This window comes from Aneurinibacillus thermoaerophilus (genome assembly GCF_019603355.1).
Lineage (GTDB): Bacteria > Bacillota > Bacilli > Aneurinibacillales > Aneurinibacillaceae > Aneurinibacillus > Aneurinibacillus thermoaerophilus.
This window is the reverse complement of the sequence record NZ_CP080764.1, coordinates 1245527-1270248: the sequence shown is the minus strand read 5'-3', so window position 1 is coordinate 1270248 and position 24722 is coordinate 1245527. Positions and strand designations below refer to the sequence as shown.

The window sequence follows — 24722 nt, the reverse complement described above, 5'->3', positions numbered from 1 at the left end:
GACAGTGTAAAAAAGCCCTGTGTTACAATGGATTTTCACTGTTAACTGGAGGGGATTTTTTATGGCTAAAAAGGGACAGAAGTTTCAACACTACACACCGGAGCTTAAGGCGGAAGCGGTTCGACTGTATGAAGAAGAGGGAATGAGTTATCAAGCAGTGGCAGAGCGACTGGAGATTCGAAGCAATACACAGGTGAAGCGATGGGTGAAAAAGTACCGCAACGGAGAAGATTTTAAAGATAAAAGAGGGGAATCAACAGCCTGGAGAAAAGGACGACCAAAGACGAAGTTTAAAAGTGTAGAGGAAGAACTGGCGTATGTGAAAGCGGAGCGTGATTACCTAAAAAAGCGATATCCAAATCTACACAAGGAGTGATTCCAAAAGAGAAGCGATTTGAAATCATCCATACCCTGCGCTCTACCTACCGTTTATGTTGGTTGCTTGAGATTGCAAAGGTATCCCGTCAGGGATACCATAAATGGCTGAAACCAGGGGAACATAAAGCGAGACGTAAACAGTTAGAAGAGGAGCTCAAGGCGCACATCATAGCCATATATACCATATGTCCGTTTTATGGCTATCCACGTATGACCGTTGCTTTACGAAAAGAAGGATACGATGTCAATCACAAACGTGTCTACCGCTTAATGAAAGATCTCGACCTTCGGTCGGTGATCCGTAAGAAGAGACGTTTCTTTGGCAAACAACCATCCGTAGTGTACCCAAACCTTCTTGCACGCCAGTTTAAGGCAGAAGCACCAAATCAAAAATGGGTAACCGACATTACGTATCTTCCTTTCCAAAACCAGTTTCTTTACTTGTCTGCCATACAGGATTTATATAATAACGAAATTGTTGCCTATCATATTTCCGAACGAAATGACCTCAAGCTTGTCCTGGATACATTGGATAAAGCAAAAAGAAAAAGAAACGTGACTGGAACCATGATCCACTCCGATCAAGGATTCCAATACACGTCTCGTTCGTACAACAGACGAATCGAGCAGTGGGGCATGGTGGGCAGCCACTCTCGCAAAGGAAACTGCCTAGACAACGCCTGCATCGAATCGTTCTTTTCGCATCTCAAAACAGAAAAGTTGTACATGGATAAGTGTACGTCAATGGACGAACTTCATCAAGCCATTGGGCAATATATGACTTTTTACAACAGTGAACGGTTCCAGAAAAAACTCGGCTATCTGTCGCCGATCGAATATCGGGAAAAAATGGACGCATAAAAATATAGGCTTTTTTAACACTGTCTACTTGACAGGGGTAAGACCACTCGGTCGATGAATTCCGGGTTTTTACATTTCTCTATTCTAACGGCGCTAATTCAAAACCTTCTTCAAACAATTGATAATAACGGATTTCCGGAAACGACACATCAGTATGTGTATAATAGCGCGTATCAATCACAATCCGCCCATCTTCTGGAAACTCTAAGTTGTCAAAATACGGCTTAGCTGCTACCAGTCGCCTCTGAATCTCCGCCCATGATTCGAACTGCCAGCAAATCTCCAGCTTATCATTGAACAGGCTAAAATGAACACCTGTTTCGGTAATAAACGGCATCACTTTTGTATGCATAATATCACCGTTCCAGACGATCATATCACCATTTTTCAACAGAATGCCCCGTGCATATTTTTCCTCACGATAAATATTTTTCACGTCACGCCGCGTCGGATTTGTATATAAAAACAAATCATCCAGGTTGCTCATTCGTCCGCCTCCCACATCGTTTCCAAATATGTATGACATCGACCGTTCTTTACTAAATAAAAATCAGTGGAAAATCATCGTTAATTAACCGCTCTCATCTATGAATCATTTTCTTCTTCCAACCAGTTGTAAAAAGAAAATTCCTGCGGCAACGCGTCCGCGGTCGCCCCCGATATACCTTGTTGTAAAACAGTTCCAGAACGTTCGCCGCGATGCTGGTGCTTGCGGAACTTAAGGCTGTACTCGCGCGCCTGCTGTGGCGTCCGTATGTTGTTACGGTGCCATTCAAATAAAATCCGGTCAATATAACGGAAAAACAGTTTGCCGGAAATAACCGCTTCTCGAAGCGCCGCCATAATAAGCGCTTCACTATACCCATCCTGATCAAGCCACATCGCCAAATTCTCGCATTCAATCGGCGACAGGGGCCGCCCAAATTCCTCTTCGAAAATCGCGTACAAATTTTTAATATCTCTGCGTTCTTGCTTTTCTCTATCTGTCTGTCCTTTCTCTAGACAGGCGGCAATTTTTTTATATAAAGGCGTAAAACAGTACCATTCAGAACGCACCCCAGTTACAGGATCGACCGTTTCCTCAATTGAAAGATATCCCTGTTGCACCAGACGCTGCAGCATTTTGATAATGACTGAGGCGTCAGCGGACATTCTCTCCTCTAGTTCACCAATCGTCGGAAATGGTTTACCTTCTGCCTTAAAGCCAAGGAGATGAATAACTAGCATCATCTCCTCATCAGAAAGACCGAGCTTCCGGTAATTTTGCAAAACCAGATTGGAAAGCGAAGTCGTACCAGCCGCAAGCATCCTCGCTATGACATCACTCATTGAAATCCACCTCTCATGTATGAACGATTATAGCAGGACTGGCGCGACAAGTTTAGTCTTGCAAAAGTTTTGTTTTTCGCTTATGGGTAGAGTCGGTTCAAAAGACGCTGTCTTTCCTCCTTTGCCGTAAGAATTTCCTTTATTCTCTCGGCCTTAAGGCGGAGGAAAAAATAAAAATAACCTGTTACAATAACTATATCATAAGTATTTCCAGAGAAAGTATAGCGCAGAAAAAGGGGAAATGCAGCATGAAAACAATAAACCGGTGGTAAAAGTTAAGTGACATTTGACATTTCATTTAGAAAGTAGGAGATGCAGCGATGAAACTTTCTACGAAGCTGTTGGCCTTCATGCTAGGGATTTGCGTGCTCGGTACGGCAAGCGCCCTTGCCATCATACAACCGGACGTGCGCGCAGATGACATTCCCTCATCTCAACCAACCGGGCAACAGACTACTCCGGTCTCTGTCGTTTCCGCTGAAGAAGCAAAAGAGAAAAACGTATACACCAATGAAGAGATGGGCTTTTCGCTTCATATGCCTGCTTCATGGGAAGGAAAGTATCGCACAGAACAAACGGATAAAAACTGGGATGGATTTCCGGCTGTCATTTTTTCGGATACCAAGCACTCATTTGAATTATTAGAAATTGTAAAAATTCCCGAGAAAGTATGGAATAGCGAAGACTATAACGAGTCCCTTTATTTAAAATTGGCCAAACGGGACAGCACAGTGTATGCAGCCTTGTTTCCATCTGAAACGCTTTTTGTGGGCGATCAGGAAGTAACAGAAATTTCCGATATGTTAAATGATATGTACGCCCAAATTAAAACTTCATTCAAACTGCTATAAATCCAAAAGCGGAGGGTTTTCTGCCCGCCGCTTTTTTTCTCAAAAAAAGCCCGGAGACTGCCGTAACAGTCGGCTCCGAGCTTTTTGCTTACCTGCCTTCTACAAATTTTTTGATGCGGGCAATGCCTTTTTCCAATTGCTCCAAAGAAGTGGCATAAGAAATACGGATATGATTCGGCGCGCCAAAACCGGAACCCGGAATAAGGGCTACGTACTCTTTTTCAAGCAACGCCTGCGCCCATTCGTCCACATCGTTATATCCGCCTTTTCTCATGGCTTCGCTTACGTTCGCAAAAAGATAAAAAGCGCCTTTCGGCTCCACACAATGAATGCCGTCGATTTCGTTCATCAGTTTGACAACCGCTTTGCGGCGCTTGTCAAACTCCGCTTTCATCATTTCAAGCGGCTCCTGCGTTCCTGTGAGCGCTGCTAATGCACCATACTGCGCAAATGTTGTCGGATTGGATGTACTGTGGCTGGAGAGATTCGCCATCGCTTTGATGATTTCTTCGTTTCCTGCGGCATAACCGATGCGCCAGCCGGTCATGGAATACGGTTTAGACATACCATTGATCACAATCGTCAGCTCATACGCTTCCGGACTCAGGCTTGCAATACTTACATGTTCTTCTCCGTCATAAATAAGTTTTTCGTATATTTCATCGGATACGATGAGAATTTTCTTTTCAATGCATACTTGCGCGAGCGCCTCCAGTTCCTCGCGAGCATAAACGCTTCCGGTCGGGTTGCTCGGAGAGTTAAGAATAACTGCGCGCGTTTTATCTGTGATCGCCTGGCGCAACTGTTCCGGCGTAATTTTAAATTCATTTTCCTCTTTTCCTTCTACGAATACCGGAACCCCATCAGCAAGCGTAATCATTTCCGGATAGCTCACCCAGTATGGAATCGGGACAATAACTTCGTCGCCCGGGTCAACAATTGCTTGAAATAAGTTATATAAAGCATGCTTTGCACCATTGCATACGACAATTTGTGATGGTTTGTATGTAAGATGATTATCGCGTTTTAACTTTTCACAAATTGCTTTTTTCAACTCTGGAATGCCGGCAGCGGCCGTATATTTCGTCTGTCCTTCTTCCATCGCCTGTACAGCAGCATCGATAATATGCTTTGGTGTATTAAAATCCGGTTCGCCTGCTCCCAAGCCAACCACGTCATACCCCTGACTCCGCAATTCCTTCGCTTTAGCGGTGATGGCGAGCGTCTTAGATGGCGTAATTTGCGCCACGCGCTTCGCTACTTTCATAAATAAACCCTCCTCTACTGCCACAACAAAATATGCAACAATTTTATTTTTTCAATACCTTTTCATTGTAACTCTCTTGCAGAAAAATACAAGTAGTAAGAGAGACTTGTAGACACTACTCATTTCTTCTTTTCCTGCTCATGTAGCAGAAACAACCGTTTTGTGTCACAGCAGGCTGACCCGTAAAACATCTGAACCAGCAAAGAAAAAAGGCTAATCCGATTGAATTAGCCTTTCTTCTTTGTTCTATGCCTTAAGGCGGTGAGCCTCCAATTCCTCGATTTTATTTTGTTTCGGCAAGGCGCGCGCTTCTTCGAGCATCGCGCGAAATTGATCACCGTTAAGCACTTCCTCGCGCAGTAAATGATGTAGCGCATGAGAAAAGACCGGGAAATAATCGCTCAAAATTTGGCGCGTACGCTCTAATAAATCATTCAAGATGCGCTGACGCTCTTCATGCAGCGCCTCTTTGCTGACCATCTCCATTTTTACAATGCCAAGCTCCGACAAGCCACTGTCAATAATTGTGTTCACCAAACGAAGCGCCTGTTCAAAATCGTTACGGGAACCGGTGCTACGGCCGCCGTAAATCATCTCTTCCGCCACCGCGCCACCGAGCGCAATCATAATCTGTTGTTCAAGGTTCTCCAAGGTGTACAGGTAGCGATCCTGCTGCGGACTTTGGCGCACATATCCCAGCGCTTGGCCGCGCGGACGCAGAGATACCTGGGACACGGATAACGGACGAACAACTTCGGAGACAATCGCATGTCCGAGCTCATGGTTGGCCACACGTTCCCGTTCTTCCGCAGTTGATTCTCTGTCCGTCTGTTCACCCATCATTACCTTATCAATTGCCTGAGCAAAGTGACGCTGCGTAATTACTTTGCTTTTCTCACGGAATGCATAAATCGCCGCTTCATTGGTTACACTTTCTAACTGAGCACCGGAAAAATTAAACGTATCGCGTGCGATCGCTTCAATATCCACATCGTCTGCGAGCGGCTTATTTTTCACATGAATCTCGAGAATTTGCTTACGCGCTTTCATATCCGGAAGATCGACTACAATTTGCCGGTCGAAACGTCCCGGGCGCAAAAGCGCGTCATCTAGCATGTCCACCCGGTTGGTAGCCGCAATCATCAGAATGCGTGGATTTTCAGAAGTCGTAATACCATCCATCTCTGTTAATAACTGGTTAAGCGTCTGGTCATATTCGCGATGCTGGTTCCCTTCGCGTTTCCCGCCCAGCACGTCAATCTCGTCGATAAAAATAATCGCGCTGTCCTGATTATTCTTTTCGGCTTTTTGCTTTGCCTCTTTAAACAAATCGCGAATGCGCTGCGCGCCGACTCCGACGTACATTTCAACGAACTGGGAGCCGGAAGCCGCGACGAACGCAGAGTTCGTATAATTCGCTGCCGCTTTGGCCATCAACGTTTTCCCGGTGCCTGGAGGTCCGGTCAAAAGTATGCCTTTCAGCGGACGAATTCCGTATTCTTTTAACGCATCTTTGTGAATCAGGAAATCAAGCGCCTCCATCAACTCTTTCTTCGCGCGCTCCTGTCCGCCGATTTGCTTAAATTTTACTGTCGTTTTTGGCGTATCCAGCGCGCTTTTCTTCTGTGCAATAGGCATGCCGCCTTGTCTCATTATCAGAAACGCAATAAAACTAATAACCATCGCTACAATAATTAACGGAGCTACATTGATACCAAGAAATACAAGAAACACGATGATAACCGGTACCGCACCGATGATGATCTCTTTAACCATTCCGGCTCACCTCTCGCTCGCGCGGCAATACCGCATAATACGGACCTTTGCCGTCATTCAAATAAATGTACACATTCTGCTCGTCCATATAAGAAGTTGCATTCTTTAAACGATGCTTTTTTTTCATTTCTTCAAGCGCGATGGGAATTTTTGAATATGTGTGAAGTTCCATCGCCTCCGCAACGGCAAAAGCGTTCTCCTCCCAAATCTTCTGCAAGGAAATATTTGGAGAATAACATTCTATTTTTACCGTTTTTCCGTTTGCCTTATCCGATGCAATTTTCTTTATCGTTTTATAATCTTCGGCAAACTTCTCCGGATCATTAAACGAAACATTAAGGGTAATGGCATCACGGCCGACAGTAATGTTGTTTAGCTTTACGCTTTGCATTGCTGCAATTTCATTGGAGATTGGTTTTTTCACAAATTGATTTTGAAAGACATACCAACCCCCAAATAACAGCAAGCTGCTCACTAAAACGGATAAAAAGATGGGTAATGCACGTACCTTCATTCCCTACCCACCCCTTTCTACAGAAGTGATATATACTTTGTATATCACGTAGTATATCACAAATATATCCCCATTTGGACAAGCTTTTTTTTCCGGAATAATGATGAACCTCCCCCATTTACCATAGGTTGAAGTGGGGGTTTCTGAACTATCCACCTCGATAGAACAGGCGATCAGCGGGTTGTCGCTGATCTCACAGACACGTGCCGTCTGCGAGGGGAATCATTCAGCAACACATCCTTACGGGCGTGGGTCGGAACAAACCATCTACTACTTCTCGCTTAGGCGATCCGTAGATACGTGGGTTTCTGAATTTCAAACGGCAAGGACTGAATCTGATTTTCATACAACACTTTGGACAGTAGATTCGCCGCACCGTGAATGTCCCGATGTTGGGTATAGCCGCACGAACAGCGATACATACGCCCACGCACGTTCTTTTTCGCCCCGCAAACCGGACAGGTTTGCGATGTATAACGTTCCTCGCGCTTGTGGAGCATGATGCCTTCCGCCTTCAGTTTGTACGTTAGGTACTTCTTTACTTTCCCAAACTGCCACTGGCTCATTCGCTGATTGTGGCAGCGAGAACGTTTCTTTTTCTTCTTTCGCTGGACACCTTCGACGTCTCCAAGGTAGACTTCGTTCACTTGCTGGGCGACCACCCATTCGACAAACTGTTTCGTCGTTTTGTGCAAGGCATCCTGTAACTGGCGTTTACTTTTAGAAAGAAGATATTGTTTCGCCCGATTGTACCGCTTCCACTGACGGCTGTATTTCTGGCACTTGCTCATTTTTCGCTGAAGCTCTGCAAGCTTCTTGTTACGCAGGCGGTGAATGCTTCGGATTTTTCGTCCGGTCACAATGAGACTGTCTCCAGTTGTTGCGACGGCTGCAAGCGTATGAATTTCACCCGGGTCAATGGCGCATGTATGCGAACCCGGCGGGTTCGGTGCTTTCTTGCCATCGTCGTAGGTAAGACACAGATGCAGGCCCCGGTCGTAGACGAGTTCAATCTCTTTTACAGTTCCAGCGGGTAACTGAGTCACACGAACAACGAGCGGTGCTTGACGCTTGCCTTCCCAGATGCCGCGACTCAACGAAATGCGCCCGTTGGGATGAATGGTAAAACCGTCCGCCGCCCACTTTGTGTTGAAATACTTCTTTTGCTTATATGGATAGCGGACGTTCGTGTACCCTTCCTTTCGGGCCTGATGTGCGCTATCTCGCGCCCAAAGATATTTGTGGCACACAGCTTGTATGCTCTGGCTGTGCATTGGAAAACGACGCTTCAAGCGTTTTTGTAGTTCGGTTTTACCGATCCACTGCCCGGTTTGCTGGTGGTAGACTTTCGCTTCAGCCAAGCACATATTCCACACCTCTGCCGAGAAGCGATTTAAAGCAAACAGGGCATCTATGGTGGAGCGGGATGCAGTAAAAGCGACTTTTGCAGTTCGAATCATTCGAATCCCCTTCTTTCTCACTACGAACGTACATTCCTATTATACAACGAATAGAAGGGAAAAAGAAGCGCGATTCATCCCCCACCTACGCCGGAGGCGTGGAGGAAGGGGACTTCTCGCGTGTTATGTTAAAAATCACCTTCTGCAATGGGCACTCGATATACCTTCAAAAATTTACCGGTATACATATCAATGTAGTAATAGTTCAAACTATTGTCTCCATCTTCAAATAATACTTCCCACATCTTCTGCTTCCCCTGCTTGGCTGGAATGATATGGATAAGCTGGAAGTTCGGGTATTGTTTAGTTAATGCTTCGATAACATTCTCTTCAGGGATGAGACGGGACATTTTCTCCACTTCCCCTTGCTCCCCCTGAAACCAGGCCACAAGTTTTTCTCCTGTTTGCGTCTTTCCTCTGACAACAATATAATCTTCTGTTCCGTAATACACGTCAACGGAAGTGACCTCATTTATCTGCGTCCGTGTCAACGCAAGTTCCGTTCCACGCTCAATAATGGCATGTTGCTGTCCGCGCAGATGCAAATAAATGAAAGTCGCCACGCACAATGCCGCAACAAGTAAAACAAACAGCCCATATAGCCAAAACTTTTTCATAAGTTTACCCTTACCTGTTTTCCGTATTTTCAAAGATGTTCCACGCCGGAGCGCGGCAGGGGAATCAAAAAATGCTAAACATACTGCCTTTCCCCCCCGGAAATACTAAGCGTAAGCGCAGGAGGAGGTGAGCGGGTGTGAAGCAACCGCACCTTGCGCGTCTTTTTGAACAATTGCCGGAAGAAGTGGCCAGGCTATTGTCGGATGAACGAAATCCTTCATGGATGCTTCTCTCCTCCCCGTTTCGCCATGCGGGAGAAGATGATTTTGCATCTCTCCGTCAGCCGAACCTTCATTCTTGGATCATAATGGAACGGCCTTAAACCACAGGCAAGGATTCGCATTTTAATTCCCCTACCTATCCATCTTCCATTGTCCCTGCCGCAAACGGCGGGGAATTTTTTCTTTCCCTTACTTTTTCTCCAGTCTGGCAAACATCCGGTTTGCGTTTTCAATAACCGCTTCCTCATCCATCGTCAAACATCTGCCGTCTTTCACCAGTTGCACGCCTTGAACGAATACGTCTTTTACATCCCGCCCGCTCGCCGCGTATACCACATGCGAAATCGGATCATGCGACGGATGGAAAAACACCCTGCCGGAGTCGAGAATAATAAAATCTGCCTGTTTGCCGACTTCCAACGATCCAATTCGATCCTCCATAAAAACCGCTTCTGCGCCATAAATCGTTGCCATACGCAGCGCCTCCGTCGCCGGAACGAGCACCGGATTCTGGCGGTGACCCTTGTGCAAAAGCGCCACCATTTTCATTTCCTCAAATAAATCAAGGTTATTATTGCTTGCAGAACTATCCGTTCCAAGCGAAACACAAATCCCCCGTTCCATCATGTCCGGCACGCGTGCAATACCGCTGCCCAGCTTCAAATTACTGATCGGATTGTGTGATACTTTTACATCATATTTCGCCAGCGTATCCAATTCCTCATCCGTTAAATGAACAGCGTGCGCAACGAGCGTCGGCCTGTTAAATACACCAAGCTTCTCCAGATGCTCTACCGGACGGGTGCCGTAATCGTTCACATTTTGCTGTACTTCCCATTCCGTCTCGGACATATGAATATGCACCGGCAAGTCCAATTCATGGGCGCGTGCCACAATCCGCTCAATATAATCCGGAGGACAAGTGTAAGCTCCGTGCGGCGCCATCATTGTCATAACGCGCCCGTTTGCCGCACCGTTCCACTTCGCGGCAAAAGCACTCGCCTCTTCGAGTTTTCTCGTTTGTTCTTCCGGCGGGCAAAGTCCGATAACGCCGCGGCACAAACGGGCACGCATGCCGGATGCGACGGTAAGCTCAGCTACTATGTCCATATGATCATACATGTCCACAAATGTCGTCGTACCCGTCTTCAGCATCTCAACAATAGACAAAGAAGTGCCCCAGCGCACATGTTCTTCGGTAAATTGCGCTTCCAGCGGCCACATTTTCGTCTCCAGCCACTCCTGTAGCGGCAGATCATCGGCATATCCACGCAAAAGCGACATGCCGGTATGCCCATGCGTATTCACAAGGCCCGGCATAACAATCCGACCCTGCGCGTCAATCACTTCACCGTATGTGTCCAATTCTTCCGGCGTTGGCCCTACATATGTAAGAACCCCATTTTCAAATGCGATGGCTCCGTCATAGATGACTTCATTCGTGTTATTCACTGTAAGCACTGTTGCATGAATGATAATTGTTTTCATAATATGTGAGGCGCGCGGGAAGCGCGCCTTCCCTCCTTACTCTATTTTTTATAAATAATACGCCAAGCTATGCAGTTCCATCGTTACATCCGCATCATGGACGCGAACGTTTTCCGGCACGCGTAAATTCGTTGGTGCGAAATTTAGAATGCCAGTAATACCGGCGGCGACAAGGCGATCGGCCACCGCCTGTGCTGCGTCCGCTGGCACCGCAATAATGGCAATGCGGATATTCTTTTCTTTTACCGTATTCGCCAATTCTTCCAATGGTTGAATCATCATATTTACGATTTTTTTACCGATTTTATGCGGATCTGCATCAAAAATAGCGACAATTCGCATACTATCTTTTAAATAAGCGTTGTAATTGCTAATCGCATGTCCAAGATGCCCCGCTCCGACCAACAAAACGTTAACCTGCTTGTCAAGCTTAAGAATGCTTTTGATTTTTTCCACAAGATAGTTAACCTCATAGCCAATCCCCTTGCGGCCGAACTCGCCAAAGCAGGCAAGATCCTTGCGAATTTGTGCCGGGTTTAAATCAAGCGCTTCGCCAAGCTGCTGCGATGAAACGGTACGAACGTTCATTGCTTTTAAATTGTTCAAATAACGCAAATAAACGGGAAGCCTTCTAACAACGGCTTCGGATATTTTTGGCACTTTCACTTTTTGTCCTCTCCTTCTTACCTTACCCCCACTGTTTTGGCTCGGTCGCTTCCTCCTTGCTGTTTCTTTCTGCGCTTTTTGTTCTTGCGAGCCAATCCGAAATTTCGGGTAATAAATCTTCCGTTGGCTTCACAATTACGTTTGTCTCAGGTAACGACTGAAGAAATAGCCGGCCATAGCGAGCATCGATAACGCGTCGATCATAGATAAGCACGACCCCCCGGTCCGTTCCTGTCCGCACAAGGCGACCGAATCCTTGCTTAAACCGGATGAGCGCTTGAGGCACGGACAACTGCATGAAAGCATTTTTGTTTTGCTGCTCCAGCTGCTGGTTACGCGCTTCAACAAGCGGATGATTCGGCGGGACGAATGGAAGGCGAACAATTGCAAGGCAGGATAGATCGTCGCCAGGAATATCAACACCCTCCCAAAAGCTGCTCGTGCCAAGCAATACACAGGCTTCCAGGGAGCGAAACTGCTTGGTTAATTTGCTGCGGCTACCGCTGTCCACCCCGTGTCCCAGAACAGTAATGTTCGCTTCTTTTAACCTTTCTTTCAAATGTTCATATACGCCGCGCAACATCGCATATGAAGTAAACAAGACAAGCATTCGCCCTTTCGTTGCAACGGCCACCCGTGCCAGTGAATCTATTAGCGCGCGGATAAATTGTTCTTCCGAGGAACCTTTGATATTCGGTACCTCACTCGGGATGCAAACGAGCATCTGTTGCTTATAGTTAAACGGAGAGGAAAGCACGATGGTACTTACTTTGTTCTCCGCGAGCAAGTCCGCAAGCCCGAACCGTTCCGTCGCGTAAGCAAAAGAAGAATTGACGCTTAGCGTAGCCGAAGTAAGAATGACAGATTCTTTTTTGTTGAAAAAACGCTCGCGCAACGTGCTCGATACATCGATCGGCACGCGGTGCAAATAAATCGTTTTGCGGGTTGTGCGCGTGTCAAGTTCAATCCAATAGACATGCTCTTCATCTTCTGTAAGCAACATATGATGCAATAGCTCCGCGTATTCGAGACAATCCTGCACAGCCCCGTTTAAATCAGTCAAAAGTCCTTTCATGCCAATCGGCGCGTCATCGCTTTGAATGTTTGCGTAAATCGCCTCCAACCTCTTGCCGATGGCAAGCAATAAGTCCACGCTGTTACGCACGGCAGAAACAACGGCGCGTCCCCAGCGGCTCGTTAAGTGCTCCTGTTTATAACGAAGCACCGTATGCCCGATTTCTTCACTTTCTTTCGCCCGCTGGTGGGACCACTGATAAAGCAAATTGTACATCTCACGGATCGTTTCTTTTCCTTCGCGAATTTGCTGATACGCCGCCTCAATAAGATGTTTGCTTTCCTCATAATCAGCTATACTCCAAGCCCGTACCGCCTCTTCTACTTCTTCAAGCAGCCCCACACCGCGATCCGGGTGCAGATGATGCAGCATACCCTCCAGTTGGTAGGAAGAGATAGTATCCCCTAAATGACGACTTGCTACGTCGTCAAAGTGATGCGCTTCATCAATAACCGCATACTTATACGATGGAACAATTCGATGCTCCGAATTCATGTCGGTGAATAAAAGTGAGTGATTCGTTACGATGACTTCTGCTTGCTGAGCTTTGCGCCGCGCATGGTGATAATAGCACCGCGAAAACCAGGGACACTGTCGGTTCAAACATGAACCCGCGTCGCTCTGCACCTGTTTCCAATATACCTGTCCGCCGGACGGGAGGCTGATTTCTTCCACGTCGCCTGTCTCTGTCTCCGTCAACCAGACAAGCATTTGCGACTTGCTTAACTGAATATCGTAATTATCCTGCTCTTCCTGTAGACTATGTGAAAACTTTCGCAGGCATAAATAATTATTTCTTCCTTTTAATATGGAAATACGCGGCGCATCATCGCCAAATATCGCCTGCAAAATCGGCAAATCACGTGTGTACATCTGCTCCTGCAGTTGAATCGTATGCGTGGAAACAACAACGACCTCTTCCTGCTGCTTCGCCCAGAAGACAGCAGGAATTAAATACGCGAGTGATTTACCTGTTCCTGTGCCTGCTTCTACCATAAGATGTCGACCTGACGCAAATGATTCGTACACCTGTTTCATCATCGCAACCTGAGCAGGGCGCAACTCAAAGCCGGGCATACATTTTTTTAATAACCCCTGCTCCCCAAACAGACCATCGGCAAACCCATCAAAATCAATCGCTTGTTCCAGTGATCTGCCACTTTCTTGTTTGATCGCTTTTCTCTTTTTCAAGCAGATTTGGTGAATAACTTCCAAATCTGTTCCTGGTTCGTACGTACCTTCACGAACTTTTTGGTGTTCAATGTCCGATAGCAGCATCTGAATATCGGAATGAAAGAGTCTGCTTAGCCTTTGTAGATGTTGAATCGTAACGAGCGGCAGATTGCGTAATTTCTCAAGCAAATGCAACAAAATATGCGCAGTCGCCTCGGCATCGGAATCAGCCTGATGCGGATGTTCATGCATAATGTCGAGACTAACTGACAGATCGGATAATCGATATCCTTCCTGTCTTGGAAGCAACAGACGCGATAGCTCAACCGTGTCAATCAAAGGTCCGGTAAACGGATGATATCCCGCTTCCTGCAACGCATTCTGTAAAAACGCCAGATCAAAAAAGACGTTATGAGCCACAAACACAGCTCCATCTAACATCTTCAACAATGGCGGCAGCACCTCCTCTATCATCGGAGCATGCACCACCATGTCATTCGTGATACCCGTTAAATTCTCAATAAAAGGGGGAATTTCAGTCTGCGGGTTAACCAAGGTTGAAAACCGTTCCGCAATTTTACCATTCCGGATAAGCACCGTACCGATTTGAATGATTTTATCCCCCTCTTTCGGTCGATTGCCCGTCGTCTCAAAATCGACCACAACAAACGTGTTCAATCGTTTCACCTCATCATTTTCCGCTTCCTTCGCTTCTCCAAAGAGAGGGATGCACTTATTATTTTCTATCACTCAGAAAGGAAGTGCAATATAAAAAAAGAAAAACCGGTGCTTATGGGGCCGGAATAAATTCTTTCCACCTTTCGTACGCCTCTTCATGGGCGCCATCAGCATAGTGAAGAAGTCCGGCATACAATCCGCTCTCCCGAATTACGCCGGCCCTGTGGCTGAGTGAAAAATATTCTAGCGCTTCTTCACGTTTGCCCTGCATAAGCAACAGCCGTCCTTTCAAATACTGACCAAGTGCCCGTATATGTGCGTTTTGATCTTCGGATAGGTTGCTTATGATTTCTTCAGCGGCAACAAAGTGGTGTTGTTTGAGCAAAGTTTCCACCATGCCGGCTCTTGCCAACGGATGTTGATATTTACGCGCCGTCTGTTCAAACACCTTCCATGCCCTTTCCGCCTCTCCTTCGCACAGCAGAATCCAAGCGTATGAACACGCGTAATCCGGCTGATCCGGAGACAGAGTAAGCGCACGTTTCATGCAGGCAAGTGCCTGTTCTTTTTGGCCGGACTGCCAAAGCGACCAGCCCAATCCATGCCACACCGATGCATCGGCACGTGACGCAGGCAGCATCTCACGGTAACAACGGGCCGCTTCCTCGAACTTTCCAGTCTGCTCATAAATGCGGGCGATCGCTTGGTGTTGCTTTCCCTGATATGCAAGTGCCTCGGCGCGCTGAAGCAGCGTGTATGCTTCATCAAAGCGATGGCTTTTTGCGCAGCATGCACCAAGCAACAAAAGCACATCCACATCAGGAGCCGTCCCTCTAAGCAATGGCCGAGCAGTTTGTATCGCTTCTTCGTACCGACCGAGATGGCACAGTGCAAGCGCTTGGTTATATCTGGCGTCTGCAAACTGGTCGAATGCCCCCAGCGCCTGCTCAAACCAGCCGAGCCCTTGTTCGGGATTTCCTTCCATCATGGCAATACACCCCATCGCATTGTATGAAGCGGCACAAATAAAAGGATGTACACACGTTTCCGTCAACAAATGAAACTGGCGATATGCCACATCCAGGCGCCCAGACATGAGAAAGCCGAATGCGAGGTATAGCCGGGCCACAGCTACATCGGGAGCCTCTTCCAGAACTTTACTGAAGGACTCCACCGCTTCATGGTACATGGATAGCGTGAAATAACCTTGTCCTTGACGAAACGTCGCCGCCAGCGTATATGGCAAATAAATTTCTTCCTCCGTCTCTTCTTCAGCCGTTACATCGTGAAGCTGGGAAGACACGGAAGCATCTTCCGCTTCCTCAAACATCCGCTGTACTTTAATAAGGCGGTCTTCAAAACTAAGCCATTCTTCAACAATTCGATCGCTGATCTGGCGCAGTTTCAGCACTTCGCAATACAATTGATTCCTGTCACCCTCCGATGCAGTCTCCATCTGTTGCTCAATGAGATTCAGCCGATCTTTAAGGGCGGCAAAATAGTGGGAAAGCAGCACAAAAAAACCACCTTTCGCATCAACATATTACTTTCAGTGTGACACAAAAGAGAAAAGAATATGAGCGTATTCTGTCATACTTGATTTGTAAAAAATTTCAAATATACGTATATTCATAATTAGAAAAAGGTGGGGGATTGTGTAAAAGAAGTTTTGATCAAGGCATACCAGGCGATAAACCAGTTCATAAGTAGTACTGAAGAATTAGTTAATCCGGCAAAGAAAAATGAATATGCAGTGCGGAAATTAGGGTGAAGGAGGATAATCAGACATGAAAAAACGGTACAATTACAGTAAAAAAAGACAAAATTTTTTAGAAATTAAAATTCCGTTACAATAAAGTTTCTTTCGCTTGGCACCACCTCGGCTGGCCGCAGTCTTGACACGAAAATAACCTGCCAAGACTGCGGCTGATAAGCCGGTTTTATTCCATTCCCTATTCACATTACTTATAGCACGGTCGCATGAATCTCTTCACCAAGCATCTGCTCAATCCGATTATTTTCATCCATAATGGCCACTTTCGGCTTGTACGTTTTCGCTTCCTCATTCGTCATCATCGCATAGGAAATAATAATCACGATATCGCCCGGCTGAACGAGACGGGCTGCTGCACCATTCAAACAGATTACGCCGCTGCCGCGCTCCCCTTCAATTACGTATGTTTCCAGACGAGCGCCGTTATTGTTGTTGACAATCTGTACTTTCTCGTTTGGCAAAATGTCCACGGCGTCCATAATGTCCCGATCAATCGTGACGCTGCCAACATAATTCAAGTTCGCTTCCGTCACCGTCGCCCGGTGGATTTTTGATTTCATCATCGTACGGAACATGCAATATCCTCCTGACTCGCCACAAGCATAATATTGTCAATAAGACGCGTGCGACCGAAGCGCACCGCAAGCGCAATAAGACAGTCGCCGCGCAGTTCCTCAAGCGGCACAAGCTCCGGATAACTCCGGATTTCGATATAATCGATGTCCGCCAGCGGGCTCTCTTGAATGACGGATTCAATGGCTGTACGCAGCACTGTCGCGTCACGTTCCCCGCATTCTACCATTTCCTGTGCCCGTTTCAGCGAACGTGACAAAACAAGCGCTTGCTTCCTTTCTTCCGGGGACAAATATACATTGCGCGAACTGAGCGCAAGCCCGTCCGCTTCACGTACAATCGGGCATGGCACGATCTCAACAGGAATGTTTAAATCACGAACCATCTGTGTAATCACTGCCACCTGTTGTGCATCCTTCATACCGAAAAACGCGTAATCTGGCTGCACAATGTTAAACAGCTTGGTCACAACCGTTGCCACGCCGTCGAAATGTCCTGGACGCGACGCGCCGCACATACATTCAGTAATCTCTTTAACAGAAACGATTGTTTTACTGCCTGGCGGGTACATTTCTTCAACCGGTGGGAAGAACAGGATGTCCACTCCTTGCGCTTCCGCGAGACGACAATCCCGCTCGATATCGCGCGGATATTTCTCTAGATCTTCATTCAGACCAAATTGCAGCGGATTGACAAAGATACTCATAACGACCACATCGGACATTTCCTTCGCTTTCTCAACAAGGCTCAAATGCCCTTCGTGCAAATAGCCCATTGTCGGCACAAAACCTATCGTCTTTGGGCGCATTTCCTTCAGCATGGCCCGCAACTCTCGAATGGAGGAGACCACTCTCATGCTTTCACCCCTCCATACAATTGTTCAAGTGCTTCTTCGCTTATTGCAAACGTATGCGTATCTTCCGGGAACGCTCCGCTGCGCACTTCTTCCGCATATCTAGAAATCGCCTGTTTGATGAGTGAGCCCGCGTCCGCGTACTTCTTCACAAATTTTGGCACGCGGTCGCTGCCGTACGATAATATATCATGATACACCAGTACCTGACCATCACAGCCGGATCCAGCACCAATGCCAATCGTCGGAATCGAAAGCTTACGTGAAATAAACTCCGCAAGTTGCTTTGGCACGCATTCCATAACAAGCGCAAATACTCCCGCTTCCTCAAGCGCCAGCGCATCATCCATTAGCTTTTGAGCCGCTTCCGGCGTTTTGCCTTGCACTTTGTATCCTCCAAGTTGATGTACAGACTGCGGAGTTAGTCCGATATGCCCCACCACCGGAATGCCAGCCTGCGTGCAGCGGCGAATCAACGGTGCAAGCTCCGCTCCGCCTTCGATCTTTATGGCTTTAGCGAGCCCTTCCTGCATGATGCGTCCGGCGTTGCGCAGCGCTTCTTCGATCGTGCCGTGATACGTTAAAAACGGCATGTCCGTCACCACAAACGCACGCTTTACCCCACGCGTAACCGCTTTCGTATGATGGATCATATCGTCGAGCGTGACCGGTAGCGTTGAATCATACCCCAACACTACCATGCCAAGCGAATCGCCGACAAGAATCATATCGACTCCTGCTTCGTCCGCCAATTTAGCCGACGGATAATCGTACGCGGTCAGCATGACGATGCGTTGTCCATTCCGTTTCATTTCTTTTAAAGAGAGAGTCGTGATCGGTGAATTGCCCCCCATTTTCATTCCTCCTTGCGCTTTGAGCGATTAAGGCAAAAAAGGCGCTTGAAGGCACAGAAAAACGCCTTCAAACAGAGGAGAAGGCGTACTGAAACCATTTTCTATGGATATGGTCGCATCTTGTTTCCTCTGTCTCGGTCCTCATCGGCTCAGAGCAGATTCAAATATTTTTTCACTGACAACAACAAAACACATCCTGGTGCCATTCCGCGTGGATACGGCCCTGACATCCTCATTATAAGCTTAAAAATGATGGTTTATCAATCTTTTTTGTTTCTTTATGTTGAAATTTGCTAATTTTTAACCATGGATTTCGACATCGGCCGAATACACTTTCGTTACCGAACCATCTTCCCGGCGCACCAGCAGCACACCTGATTCGTCAATGCCTTCAGCGTACCCCGAAAGCGATCCCTGCAGCGTACGAATCGTCACTTTTTTGCCGATCGTAACAGCATACGTTTCCCAACGTTTCTTCACCGGAGCGAATCCTTTGGCAAGATATAGATCATACAATTCTTCAAGCCGTGTCAAAATCTGCTGGAGCAACGGCACGCGCCGCAGCGGTTCGCCCTTTTCGATGCGAAGCGAAGTCGCAATCCCATGCACGTCTTCCGGAAAGTGTTCCGGCAGCGTATTAACATTCAGTCCGATCCCAACAATAAGAGAATGAATACGGTCGGATTCTGCATTCAATTCCGTCAAAATGCCACACACTTTCTTGCCGTTAATCAAAATATCGTTCGGCCATTTAATCTGGGCGCTAATGCCGCAAAACTCATGCAGCGTTTCCACCACAGCGACCGCTGTCAAAAGCGTCAGTTGTGGGCACTTTTGTAACTCAAGCGCCGGGCGCAAGAGAAGGCTCATGGAGATGTTCGCGCCCGGTGGAGAGTGCCATACACGGCCAAGTCTCCCTTTTCCTTCTGTCTGTTGATCAGCAACCACAAGCGTACCTTCCGGCGCACCCTCTTTCGCCAGTTCCTGGCACTTGTTCTGAGTAGAATCAATCGACGGATAATAATAAATCTTCTGGCCCAGCACCCGTGTGGAAAGACCCACTTTAATTTCCTCAGCAATCATAACGTCCGGCGCAAAAACGAGCCGATAACCGGAGCGACGTACCGCTTCAAACACATACCCTTCTTCCCGGAACTCTTCAATATGCTTCCAGATCGCCGTCCGGGAAACACCTAAGCGGCGGCTAATTTCTTCGCCTGAGATAAATTCGCCGCCAGCCTGCTTAAACATTTGCAACAAATTCTCACGTATATTCATCGATTACCTTCCTTGCCTGCAATAATAAGGCGTGCCGCTCATTAGGCACCTCTCCTTTGTTTACATCAAGCGAAAGCCTCAGTAACATAGCGCGAATCCACGGTCCACCCTTGCGGCCCAGCACCTGCTGTAGCTCCGCCCCACTTACAGCTAACTCCTGGAGCGTTTTCACCTGCATAGCATCGTACGTACGCGCAAGGCGCGCCGTGACGCCTGCAGCCTGATATATGATTTCGTATAAGGAAGCGGCGTTGCTCAACGCATCCCATCCGTATTCAAGCAGCCATCTCTCGCTTCTTTCTTCCGCTTCCGGCAACCGCAGCATCTCTACCAAGTCAATCATTTGCCGGCACGATTTAATAAGTTTTTTCTCGCTGCGCAGCGCGCGCAGCACGGACTCCACGTCCGCTTCCCGGCCGCAGACTAAAAATAAATACGACCAGCGGGCGGCAAGACCATTGACTTCACGAAGTCGTTCCCGCTCTGTCTCGCTCCACTCCTGCTTGCCGGAAAGCAATACGTTAAGCCCCGGCATAACCCGGGCAAGCCCTGTTTCCAACACATCCATTACAGCCCGATCCGGATAACGGCTGGCGAGCGCTTTGTTCCATTCCGCATTGATACGTTCCACGGCTACATAGCGAATATCTTCCACAAGTTCCCGGACTGCTTCATATGTAGTGCGGTCAATGGCAAACCCAAGCTGACTGGCGAAACGGATGCAGCGCAACATGCGCAGCGCATCCTCGGCAAACCGTTCCTGCGGTGCGCCAACTGCACGAATGATCCGGTTTTGCAAATCTTTTTGACCGCCAAAGGGATCAACCACGCGCCCGCGCAAATCAAGCGCCATCGCGTTAACCGTAAAATCCCGGCGCGCAAGGTCTTCCTCAATTGTTGCAACAAACCGTACTTCGTCCGGACGACGGTGATCCTTATACCCGCTCTCTGTCCGAAATGTCGTTACTTCGAGCGGTACTCCTCCTTCAAGCACAGTGACCGTCCCGTGCTGAAGACCGGTAGGCACGGTGCGCGAAAACAACACCATTACCTCTTCGGGTCTGGCTGACGTGGCAATGTCAAGATCATGCACAGGTCGGCCAAGCAACGTATCGCGTACATATCCGCCGACAAAATAAGCGCTGTATCCAGCTTCCTCCAGCTTCTTGAGCACTTGCTTTCCGGCTTCGATTACGTCCGTTTTCATAACTTCGGACACGGCTCCGTTTCGCCGGTTAGCACGCGCCGGTAAATGGCTTCATACTGACGGGTGATTTTTTTATGGCAGAACGTATGGTACGCCCGTTCGATCGCCTGACGTGAAAAGCGCTCATACATCGCCGGGTCAGACACGAGTTCTACCGCTTTTTGCGCCATGCCTTCCACGTCGCCAATCGGCCGAATAAATCCGGTTTCCCCATCTTTGATCACTTCCGGAAGCCCGCCGGCATTGCTTGCGATAACGGGTTTCCCGCATGCCATCGCCTCAAGAGCCACCAAGCCGAAACTTTCCTGGGCCGATGGAAGCAGGAGCACATCCGCTATAGACAACACACATGCGATATCTTCCTGTTTGCCGAGAAAAATTACGTCCTCGCGCAGATTCAGTTCCGACGCTAGATCCCGCACGACCGGTAGCTCTGGCCCTTCGCCAATCATAAGCAGTTTAGCGGTGAGACGCTTTTTAATATGATGGAAAATGCGCACCACATCGTCCGTCCGCTTTACGGCGCGAAAATTGGAAATATGAATAAAGACTTTCTCACCGTTCGGCGCATACTCCTCACGTATGTCGCACATATCACGCGGATAGTACTCGCGCTTATCAATAAAGTTATAAATAAGCTCAATCGGTGTTTTAACCTGAAGAACTTCCCGTGTTTGATTGATTAAGCTTTGTGATACGGCCGTTACAGCATCGCTGTGCTCAATGCCAAACCGGATCATATCCTTTAGCGTATGATCATAGCCTAATACGGTAATGTCGGTTCCATGCAAAGTCGTCACCACTTTCAGGTGATCACCTACCATTTGTTTCGCCAAATACGCAGAAATCGCGTGCGGCACTGCGTAGTGGACATGCAGCAGATCCAGCTTCTCCGTTTTGGCGACCTGCGCCATTCGACTGGCCAGCGTTAAGTCGTACGGTGGATATTGGAACACGGAATAGCTATTTACATCTACTTCGTGAAAATAAATGTTGCGATAGTACTTGCCAAGCCGAAACGGCATGCCCGACGTGATGAAATGCACCGTATGCCCACGCTCGGCCAGTAATTTCCCCAGCTCCGTCGCCACAACGCCGGAACCGCCAACAGACGGATAACATGTAATTCCAATTTTCATCGCTCGCTCCCTCTCATAGGAAGTCTTTCAACAGCAACGGGGTATAGCTAACGAATCCTTCCGCATAAACGACGCCAGCTGATTGCCCAAAAATATACTCCCGGGCGCGCACTCTCTCAAGATACCCTTCCGTGAGCGGCGTAGCCACGGATCCGGGCTCCATTTCAAACTGTGAGCGATACGCGCCAAGTGCCGCCATTTTCGCTTCCATTTCTTTGCTAATATCTACCAAAAATTGCGGATCAGTCTGTCCATTAATAAAATAAGCGATTACATGCTCCACTTTGTGCGGAGGGAACGTTTCTTCCCCTCCAGCATTATACTTGCGAATTCGCGCGTTAAACACCGCTTCCCGCACAAGAACGCTGCACATGCCATGATCGGGATGGCGATCCTCCCAATACGGCATCAAAACAACACGCGGCCGGTACAATCGAATGATGCGGGTAATAGCCTGGATTTGCTCCGGAACCGGGGCAAGTCCACGATCCGGCAATTCCAAATTCAATCGGACATGCAGACCGAGCAAGCGAGACGCTTCTGCCGCCTCCTGCTGGCGGCGCTCCACCGTCCCGTTAGAAGAAAGCTCTGCTTTTGTCAGATCGCAAATGCCTGTCCGCTTCCCCTGGTTCGCCCACTTGCGCAACAGGCCACCAGCCCCGATCTCCACATCGTCCGGATGGGCGCCAAATGCCAGCGCGTGCAGCGGCGCCGGAAACCGTCCGCTCATTTCTGATCCTCTCCTTTGTATTTGTGCACGATCTCGCGCCATGCAAAGTTCCCCCGTTCCAAAGCATGAATCAGCATTTCCGCGGTTGCGATATTCGTGGCCAGCGGAATACTGTGCACATCACACAGCCGCAACAAAGCTGTAACATCCGGCTCATGTGGCTGCGCGGTTAGCGGATCCCGTAAAAAAATAACAAGGTCCATTTCATCTTGCGCAATCAGCGCCCCGATTTGTTGATCACCGCCCATCGGACCCGAAAGCACCCGCTGAACCGGAATTCCTGTCGCCTCCATGATCTTTGTTCCGGTTGTGCCGGTCGCATAAACGGTATGCTTGGTCAGCGTGTCGCGATAGGCAATCGCAAAGTTGACCATTTCACTTTTCTTATTGTCATGGGCTATTAACGCAATGTTCATCCTTGTTCTCCTCTTATACCATAATGTTTTCCAAACCGTAAATAAGGCCTGTGTGCTCCATGACTTTTTTGATCGCTAGATTGACGCCTGGCATAAATGACTCGCGGTTGATGGAATCGTGCCGAATCGTCAGCGTTTGCCCCACCGCGCCAAAAATAACCTCCTGGTGCGCCACAAGACCGGGCAGGCGTACGCTGTGGATGCGAAATCCGCCATAATAACCGCCGCGCGCGCCCTCAAGCGTTTCCTTTTCTTCTGGATGTCCTTGCTTTATTTCGTCGCGCGCCGCCTGGATCATCTCCGCTGTTTTTACCGCTGTTCCAGAAGGTGCGTCCAGTTTCTTGTCATGATGTAACTCAATGATTTCTACATGCGGCATATACTTGGCAGCCTCTTGAGCAAATTTCATCATGAGTACAGCGCCAATGGCGAAATTCGGAGCGATAATGCCACCGATCTGATGCTCGCGGCACAGCTTGTCCAGCTCTTCAATATCTTCCGGCGTAAAGCCCGTTGTGCCCACGACCGGGCGTACGCCCGCCTCGATAGCTGCGATCATATTTTGCTTTACGACGTGGGGTGTGGTAAAATCGACCAACACATCCGGACGATATACCTCTAACGCCCGTCTGATATCGGAAACAAACGGAGCTTGAAGGCTTCCAAGACCGAGCACCTCGCCAACATCTTCTCCATTATATTTCGGGTCAATGCCGCAGACAAACCGCAGCGTCTCATCTTTTATAATCATCTTTACCGATTCTTGGCCCATCCGGCCACGCGGGCCGGCTACCGCTATACGAATTTGCTTCATTTCCCATTCTCCCTCTTCTCTTTTTTCTCCTGCATCGCTTGTTTCCGGCGACGCGCAAGCAGTTTTCGCCCTCTGCGAATTCGGAGCCAACCTTGCCGCCTGGCGGGCTGACTTATGGGCAAGAATATATTGCCCGCGTTAAAAATAAATTTCTCCGGCCACATAATGGGCCTCCGTATAAAGGGGAGCAAGCGCCATGGCCTTCTCAATCGTTCGCACTGCTAGCGTCAGCTGCTGATTGCGGGTGGATGTTTTCTTCTGTATCCATCGGCACCACCCCTGTTTGGCCTATGGTATGACAGTATATGTATTATCCATTTACTCGGTGTCAATTTTTGTCCAACGGTCTTTGTCCCGCGTATTAAATTTGTGCATCATATCATGGAACGCTTTTTCAAGATCAATGTTCAATGAATTAGCGAAACAAAGAATAATAAACAGACAATCCGCCAGTTCCATATCAATCGTATTTTCCGCCTCATCTTTCCGTTTCGGCTTCTCACCATAATAATGGTTCACTTCGCGCGCAAGTTCACCGGCTTCTTCCGTCAACCGCGCCATGAGCGCCAACGGTGAAAAGTAGCCTTCTTTAAACTGGCTAATATAATCATCGACAATGCGTTGCATCTCCGCAAGCGTAAGCAATTGCTTCCCGTTTTCCATGCACGCCCCTCCTTTTTACGTTTATGGTATTTGTATGTATTCTTATGTTACCGCAGAGGTGGAAGA

The 24722-nt window shown here is 48.0% G+C and carries 25 protein-coding genes; 3 read left to right on the top strand and 22 right to left on the bottom strand.

Annotation, left to right across the window (positions count from 1 at the left end):
• The first annotated feature begins 61 nt into the window (after positions 1 to 61).
• Positions 62 to 1239, top strand: a protein-coding gene (locus K3F53_RS06815; RefSeq protein ID WP_408863293.1) for an IS3 family transposase whose coding sequence is annotated in 2 segments (ribosomal slippage) — positions 62 to 338 and positions 338 to 1239 — 1179 coding nt in all. Because the reading frame shifts where the segments join, the coding sequence is not laid out codon by codon here.
• Positions 1240 to 1318: 79 nt separating this feature from the next.
• On the opposite strand, the gene K3F53_RS06810 is transcribed toward K3F53_RS06815, so the two are convergent.
• Together K3F53_RS06810 and K3F53_RS06805 are read right to left on the bottom strand one after the other, a co-directional pair.
• The gene (locus tag K3F53_RS06810) at positions 1319 to 1726 is read right to left on the bottom strand and encodes a hypothetical protein (protein WP_057899253.1); all 408 of its coding nucleotides are present in this window, start codon (positions 1724 to 1726) and stop codon (positions 1319 to 1321) included.
• Positions 1727 to 1824: 98 nt separating this feature from the next.
• Positions 1825 to 2568 (bottom strand): DnaD domain-containing protein, encoded by a 744-nt coding sequence (locus K3F53_RS06805; RefSeq protein WP_057899254.1) that lies wholly within the window; start codon positions 2566 to 2568, stop codon positions 1825 to 1827.
• A 320-nt stretch (positions 2569 to 2888) separates the two neighbouring features.
• Between K3F53_RS06805 and K3F53_RS06800 the strand changes: the two genes are divergently transcribed.
• Positions 2889 to 3419 carry a hypothetical protein gene (locus tag K3F53_RS06800; RefSeq protein WP_057899255.1) on the top strand — a complete coding sequence of 177 codons (531 nt, stop codon included), beginning with the start codon at positions 2889 to 2891 and terminating at the stop codon, positions 3417 to 3419.
• A gap of 88 nt (positions 3420 to 3507) precedes the next feature.
• Here K3F53_RS06800 and K3F53_RS06795 read toward each other — a convergent pair whose 3' ends face one another.
• The 5 genes from K3F53_RS06795 to K3F53_RS06775 form a co-directional block, all read right to left on the bottom strand.
• A complete protein-coding gene (locus K3F53_RS06795; RefSeq protein WP_057899256.1) occupies positions 3508 to 4686 on the bottom strand; it encodes a pyridoxal phosphate-dependent aminotransferase in 1179 nt (392 codons plus the stop codon).
• Between the two features lie 246 nt (positions 4687 to 4932).
• Complete coding sequence (locus tag K3F53_RS06790; RefSeq protein ID WP_057899257.1) at positions 4933 to 6462, bottom strand: AAA family ATPase; 1530 nt, start codon at positions 6460 to 6462, stop codon at positions 4933 to 4935.
• Positions 6455 to 6976 (bottom strand): hypothetical protein, encoded by a 522-nt coding sequence (locus K3F53_RS06785; protein ID WP_057899258.1) that lies wholly within the window; start codon positions 6974 to 6976, stop codon positions 6455 to 6457. Before K3F53_RS06785 ends, K3F53_RS06790 begins: the two co-directional genes overlap by 8 nt.
• Before the next feature lie 281 nt (positions 6977 to 7257).
• Entirely contained in the window at positions 7258 to 8436 is a 1179-nt protein-coding gene (locus K3F53_RS06780) for an RNA-guided endonuclease InsQ/TnpB family protein (RefSeq protein WP_057899259.1), read from the bottom strand.
• 128 nt (positions 8437 to 8564) lie between these two features.
• On the bottom strand, positions 8565 to 9053 hold the full coding sequence (locus K3F53_RS06775) for a cell wall elongation regulator TseB-like domain-containing protein (RefSeq protein WP_057899260.1): 489 nt from the start codon (positions 9051 to 9053) through the stop codon (positions 8565 to 8567).
• A gap of 137 nt (positions 9054 to 9190) precedes the next feature.
• Here K3F53_RS06775 and K3F53_RS06770 point away from each other — a divergent pair, with 137 nt between their 5' ends.
• Positions 9191 to 9376: a hypothetical protein gene (locus tag K3F53_RS06770; RefSeq protein ID WP_057899261.1), complete on the top strand. Its 186-nt coding sequence runs from the start codon at positions 9191 to 9193 to the stop codon at positions 9374 to 9376.
• A gap of 88 nt (positions 9377 to 9464) precedes the next feature.
• Here K3F53_RS06770 and K3F53_RS06765 read toward each other — a convergent pair whose 3' ends face one another.
• The 15 genes from K3F53_RS06765 to K3F53_RS06695 form a co-directional block, all read right to left on the bottom strand.
• On the bottom strand, positions 9465 to 10766 hold the full coding sequence (locus K3F53_RS06765; protein WP_057899262.1) for an amidohydrolase family protein: 1302 nt from the start codon (positions 10764 to 10766) through the stop codon (positions 9465 to 9467).
• 45 nt (positions 10767 to 10811) lie between these two features.
• Entirely contained in the window at positions 10812 to 11525 is a 714-nt protein-coding gene (locus K3F53_RS06760; protein WP_082706042.1) for a redox-sensing transcriptional repressor Rex, read from the bottom strand.
• On the bottom strand, positions 11452 to 14355 hold the full coding sequence (dinG, locus tag K3F53_RS06755) for an ATP-dependent DNA helicase DinG (protein WP_220559908.1): 2904 nt from the start codon (positions 14353 to 14355) through the stop codon (positions 11452 to 11454). The genes K3F53_RS06760 and dinG overlap by 74 nt, the downstream gene beginning before the upstream one ends.
• A gap of 112 nt (positions 14356 to 14467) precedes the next feature.
• Positions 14468 to 15871 (bottom strand): tetratricopeptide repeat protein, encoded by a 1404-nt coding sequence (locus tag K3F53_RS06750; RefSeq protein WP_057899265.1) that lies wholly within the window; start codon positions 15869 to 15871, stop codon positions 14468 to 14470.
• Between the two features lie 449 nt (positions 15872 to 16320).
• The gene (gene panD, locus K3F53_RS06745; RefSeq protein ID WP_057899266.1) at positions 16321 to 16704 is read right to left on the bottom strand and encodes an aspartate 1-decarboxylase; all 384 of its coding nucleotides are present in this window, start codon (positions 16702 to 16704) and stop codon (positions 16321 to 16323) included.
• Positions 16689 to 17558, bottom strand: a complete 870-nt coding sequence (panC, locus tag K3F53_RS06740; protein WP_091260718.1) for a pantoate--beta-alanine ligase — start codon at positions 17556 to 17558, stop codon at positions 16689 to 16691. The genes panD and panC overlap by 16 nt, the downstream gene beginning before the upstream one ends.
• Positions 17555 to 18409, bottom strand: coding sequence for a 3-methyl-2-oxobutanoate hydroxymethyltransferase (gene panB / locus K3F53_RS06735; protein ID WP_220559897.1), 855 nt, complete (start codon positions 18407 to 18409; stop codon positions 17555 to 17557). Before panB ends, panC begins: the two co-directional genes overlap by 4 nt.
• 300 nt (positions 18410 to 18709) lie before the next feature.
• Positions 18710 to 19687: a biotin--[acetyl-CoA-carboxylase] ligase gene (locus tag K3F53_RS06730; RefSeq protein WP_057899269.1), complete on the bottom strand. Its 978-nt coding sequence runs from the start codon at positions 19685 to 19687 to the stop codon at positions 18710 to 18712.
• A complete protein-coding gene (locus K3F53_RS06725) occupies positions 19674 to 20894 on the bottom strand; it encodes a CCA tRNA nucleotidyltransferase (RefSeq protein WP_091260717.1) in 1221 nt (406 codons plus the stop codon). The genes K3F53_RS06730 and K3F53_RS06725 overlap by 14 nt, the downstream gene beginning before the upstream one ends.
• Entirely contained in the window at positions 20891 to 22033 is a 1143-nt protein-coding gene (gene bshA, locus K3F53_RS06720; RefSeq protein ID WP_057899271.1) for an N-acetyl-alpha-D-glucosaminyl L-malate synthase BshA, read from the bottom strand. The genes K3F53_RS06725 and bshA overlap by 4 nt, the downstream gene beginning before the upstream one ends.
• Before the next feature lie 13 nt (positions 22034 to 22046).
• Positions 22047 to 22763 (bottom strand): bacillithiol biosynthesis deacetylase BshB1, encoded by a 717-nt coding sequence (gene bshB1 / locus K3F53_RS06715; protein ID WP_057899272.1) that lies wholly within the window; start codon positions 22761 to 22763, stop codon positions 22047 to 22049.
• Complete coding sequence (locus K3F53_RS06710) at positions 22760 to 23179, bottom strand: methylglyoxal synthase (RefSeq protein ID WP_057899273.1); 420 nt, start codon at positions 23177 to 23179, stop codon at positions 22760 to 22762. Before K3F53_RS06710 ends, bshB1 begins: the two co-directional genes overlap by 4 nt.
• A gap of 13 nt (positions 23180 to 23192) precedes the next feature.
• On the bottom strand, positions 23193 to 23993 hold the full coding sequence (dapB, locus tag K3F53_RS06705; protein ID WP_220559888.1) for a 4-hydroxy-tetrahydrodipicolinate reductase: 801 nt from the start codon (positions 23991 to 23993) through the stop codon (positions 23193 to 23195).
• Complete coding sequence (locus K3F53_RS06700; protein ID WP_156424074.1) at positions 23990 to 24157, bottom strand: hypothetical protein; 168 nt, start codon at positions 24155 to 24157, stop codon at positions 23990 to 23992. Before K3F53_RS06700 ends, dapB begins: the two co-directional genes overlap by 4 nt.
• 154 nt (positions 24158 to 24311) lie before the next feature.
• On the bottom strand, positions 24312 to 24656 hold the full coding sequence (locus K3F53_RS06695; protein ID WP_057899275.1) for a nucleotide pyrophosphohydrolase: 345 nt from the start codon (positions 24654 to 24656) through the stop codon (positions 24312 to 24314).
• Positions 24657 to 24722 lie beyond the last annotated feature (66 nt).